Raw genomic sequence first — 4370 nt, 5'->3', positions numbered from 1 at the left:
TCTATTTCCTGGACCACCCCTCCCCCGGCGCCGTGGCCGCGCCGGCATCGGCCCTGCGGCCCGTGGCCGGCGGTGACGTGGCGCTGGGCGAGCTGGCGGGCCTGGGCGTGCCGAAGCTGGACGCCCCTTCCGCGCCGGCGCGCACGCCCGCGCCGGGCGGTGGCAGCTTCTACTTCCTGGAGCACGCGACGACCGCCGTCGTGCAGGCACCGCCGCAGGTGGCGGCCTCGGCGCATCCGCCTTTTGACGTGAACGCGGTGCGGCGGGACTTCCCGATCCTGCGGGAGCGCGTCAACGGCCGGCCGCTGGTGTGGTTCGACAACGCCGCCACCACGCACAAGCCGCAGGCGGTGATCGACCGGCTGGCGTATTTCTACGCGCACGAGAACTCCAACATCCACCGCGCCGCGCATGCCCTGGCGGCGCGCGCCACCGACGCCTACGAGGGTGCGCGCGAAACCGTGCGCCGCTTCATCGGCGCCGGCTCGGTGGAGGAAATCATCTTCGTGCGCGGCACCACCGAGGCGATCAACCTCGTGGCCAAGAGCTGGGGCGCGAAGCACATCGGGCCGGGCGACGAGATCATCGTCAGCCACCTGGAGCACCACGCCAACATCGTGCCCTGGCAGCAACTCGCGGCCGAGAAGGGCGCCAAGCTGCGCGTGATCCCGGTGGACGACTCCGGGCAGGTGATCCTGGAGGAGTACCAGCGGCTGCTCAACGACCGGACCAAGCTCGTGTCGGTGACGCAGGTGTCCAACGCGCTGGGCACGGTGGTGCCGGTGAAGGAGATCGTGGACATCGCGCACCGCCACGGCGTGCGCACGCTGGTGGACGGCGCGCAGTCCGTGAGCCACATGCGCGTGGACGTGCGCGCGCTGGACACGGACTTCTTCGTCTTCTCCGGCCACAAGATCTTCGGCCCCACGGGCATCGGCGTGGTGTACGGCAAGCGCGAGGTGCTGGAGCAGATGCCGCCGTGGCAGGGTGGCGGGAACATGATTGCGGACGTCACCTTCGAGCGCACCGTGTTCCACGCCCCGCCCACGCGCTTCGAAGCCGGCACCGGCAACATCGCCGACGCGGTGGGGCTGGCGGCGGCGCTGGAGTACGTGGAGCGCATCGGCATCGAGGCCATCGGCCGCTACGAGCACGCGCTGCTGGACTACGCCACGCAGCAGATGCGCCCGATCCCGGGCGTGAAGCTCATCGGCACCGCGCGCGACAAGGCCAGCGTGCTGAGCTTCGTGCTGGACGGCTACAGCACCGCCGAGGTCGGCGACGCGCTCAACCGCGAGGGCATCGCGGTGCGCACCGGGCACCACTGCGCGCAGCCGATCCTGCGCCGTTTCGGCCTGGAAACCACCGTGCGGCCGTCGCTGGCCTTCTACAACACCTGCGAGGAGGTGGACCGGCTGGTGGCGGTGGTGAAGGGGCTGGCTTCGGCCAAGGCGCCCCGGCCTTGAGCCGGCACTGGCGCGCAAGGCGCTTCGGGTGACGTGAGGAACTCACGTGAAGAACTCACGAGCCGCCGGTCCTCCTGAGGCTGGCGGCTTCAAGGCAAGGCCACGATGCCGATCAGGCACCGCTTGAGCTTCATCTTGTCCAGTCCCTTGCTTCGCGAACGTCCTTTCCCCGCGCACCGGCCCTTGGCGCGCCCCGGCCCGTGACCCCGCACTTCACCGCCCGGCTGGGCACATGGCTGCGCAGCGGCGGCGGGTCGCTGCGGCTGCGCATGACGCTGGCCGGGGTGGCGGCGTTGACGCTGGGCATCTTCCTCACCTCGCTGCTGCTGGTGCAGCGCGCCGAGCGCGACACCCTGCGCGACCAGCGCGAGCGCGACATGCAGGAGACGGCGCTCACCGCGGCCGGCCTCTCCCGCCGCGTGGTGGATCTGCAGAACCTGTTGCGCATCGCCGGTGGGCAGCTCGACCCCGCCACGCTGGACGACCCGCCGGCACTGGCGCGCTTCATGCACGACCGGGCGGTGCTGCGCGCGCAGTTCAGCCACGTGGCGGTGATCGCTCTCGACGGGCGCGTGCGCATGTATGGCGAGCGCGATGGCGTGCGCCCGATGGCCGTGGACATCAGCCAGCAGCCCTACTTCCGGCAGACCGTGGCCGAGGGGCGGCCCGTCATCTCGGAGGTGCTGACCAGCCGCGTCGTCGATGAACCGGTGGTGGTCTTCACCTACCCGCTGCACGGCCCCGAGGGCCTGTACGGCGTGATCGCCGGCGCGATGCGCCTGGGCCACGGCGACCTGCTGACCCACGCCGCGCAGTACCTCGACCACGAGGACGAGGACGCGCTGCTGGTGGTCAGCGACACGCAGGGCCGCATCCTGGGCCACCCGGACACCAGCCGCGTGATGAAACACATGGCCGACGATCCGCTGCTTGCCGACGTCTGGAGCGGCTGGCAGCAGTTGCGCAGCCCGCTGGAGCCCAGCGGAGTGTCGGTGCCGCGGCCCAATCTGATTGTCTCGGTGGCGGCCGTCATGGGCCCGGACTGGCTGCTGTGGCGGCTGCAGTCCGAGGACCGGCTGCTGCAGCCGCTGCACGCGGCGCGCAGCCGGGCGCTGGTGGATGCGCTGGTCACGGTGCTGGTGGCCAGCCTGGTGCTGCTGGCGCTGGTGGGCTGGCTGCTGCGGCCGATGCGGATGCTGGAGCGCCGTGCGCAGACCTTGTTCGATGCCGGCCAGGACCCGCGCTCGGGCTGGCCCGCCTGCGGTGGCGAGATCGGGCAGTTGGCGCAGGTGCTGCGCGACGTGGGCAGCGAGCGCGCCGCGCTGGAGGCGGCCAACGCCGAGCTGCTGGGGCGGCTGGAGTCGGTGATGGCGGCGGCGCCGGTGGGCATCGCGCTCACGCGCCAGGACCGCTTCGAGCTGGTCAATGCCGAACTGTGCCGGCTGCTGGGCCGCGGGGCCGAGGAATTGCAGGGCCAGCCGACGAGCTTGGTGGGGCTGGAGTGCGTGCCGCTGCGGCAAGCGGTGCAGCAGGCCTTTGGGGCGGGACAGTCCTACCGCGGCGAATGGCAGCTGCAGCGCGCCGACGGCACGCGTTTCTGGGCCGTGCTGCACGCGCGCCAGGAGCGCGCGGGCGACGCGGCCAGCGGCGTGATCTGGACCGTGGCCGACTACAGCGCGCAGGTGGCCGCGCGCGAGCAGCTGGAGTGGAGCGCGCGCCACGACCCGCTGACGCGGCTGGCCAACCGCATCGAGCTGGAGCGGCGGCTGGAGCGGTTGTTCTCGTCGCGGGCGGTGGCGATGCCGGCGGCGCTGGTGGCCATCGACCTGGACCGCTTCAAGCCCATCAACGACAGCGCCGGCCATGCCGCGGGCGACGCGATGCTGCAGGCGGTGGCCGAGGCGCTGCTGGGCTGCGTGCGCCGCAGCGACCTGGCCGTGCGCCTGGGCGGTGACGAGTTCGTGCTGCTGCTGGAGCGCTGCGAAGCGGAAAAGGCGCTGCAGATCGCGCAGCGCGCCTGCGCCGCCGTGAACGGCCTGGAGCTGCAGTGGGAAGGCCGCCGCCTGCGCGTGGGCGCCTCCGCCGGCGTCGCCATGCTGGAGGACGACATGGCGCAACCCCAGCAGTGGATGCGCGCGGCCGACCACGCCTGCTACGCCGCGAAGCGGCATGGGCGCGGGCATGCGAGGCTGGCGAAGCGGGGGGCGGTGGTGGCGGCGTGAGAGGAATGGGCTCGCGGGAGGGATGCGGCCGAGGAAGGTTTCTGGCGGCTGGCCGAGGGGCGCGCTGCGCGGCCAACTGATTCGGCATTCCTGCGAGGGCGTGCTGCGAACCGGGGAAAGCCAGGGCTCAGTTGCATCCCGGTAGCCAGGGCGCCGCGCACTCTATTTCGTCATCCCCGCGCAGAGCCCCTCGTGGTGTGAATGGGGAATTCACAAGCTGCTTGGGCTGCAGGTTTGTGCACGGTGCCGTTATTCAAAGGGTCGCCGCGAATAGCCGCTTCGCAGCGAACTCTGCCGCCTGCGAACTGCAATTCGCCCAACCAGTTCCCAGCCAATATCCAACAGCCTTTCCGGCACTGCATGGGGCGCTCTCACCCTCCCCGCACCCCCAGCGCCGCGAAGTGCAGCACCCACTCCCGCGCCGGGTCCGCGCCCACCAGCGCGGAGGCCTCGTCGTCGTAGAAGGCGCCCACGGCACAGGCGCCCAGGCCACGGGCCGACGCCTCCAGATAGATGCGCTCGCCCACCAGCCCGGCTTCCAGGAAGGCATGCCGGTAGCCGCGGGCGGCACCGCAGGCGTCCGCGGCCAGCGCGGCACGGTCGGCGGACAGCACCAGCACCGCGGCGGCGTCGCCGATCACGTCCTGGTCCAGCGCGGCGGCCCGGGCCTCGGCCCGCAGCG

General features: G+C 71.9%; 3 protein-coding genes. 2 read left to right on the top strand and 1 reads right to left on the bottom strand.

Annotated elements, in window-relative coordinates:
• Positions 1–1466, top strand: a 1466-nt coding sequence (locus Q0741_RS26585; RefSeq protein WP_298236210.1) for a family 2A encapsulin nanocompartment cargo protein cysteine desulfurase, incomplete at its 5' end; no start/stop codon positions are given.
• 200 nt (positions 1467–1666) lie between these two features.
• Positions 1667–3688, top strand: coding sequence for a diguanylate cyclase (locus Q0741_RS26580; protein ID WP_298236209.1), 2022 nt, complete (start codon positions 1667–1669; stop codon positions 3686–3688).
• A 371-nt stretch (positions 3689–4059) separates the two neighbouring features.
• Here the strand turns inward: Q0741_RS26580 and Q0741_RS26575 are convergent.
• On the bottom strand, positions 4060–4370 hold a 311-nt coding region (locus Q0741_RS26575), incomplete at its 5' end, for a nitroreductase family protein (protein ID WP_298236208.1).

Origin of the sequence: uncultured Azohydromonas sp. (genome assembly GCF_937926365.1) — a bacterium.
In the GTDB taxonomy this organism is placed as follows: Bacteria; Pseudomonadota; Gammaproteobacteria; order Burkholderiales; family Burkholderiaceae_C; genus Azohydromonas.
This window is presented reverse-complemented; position numbering and strand designations above follow the sequence as displayed.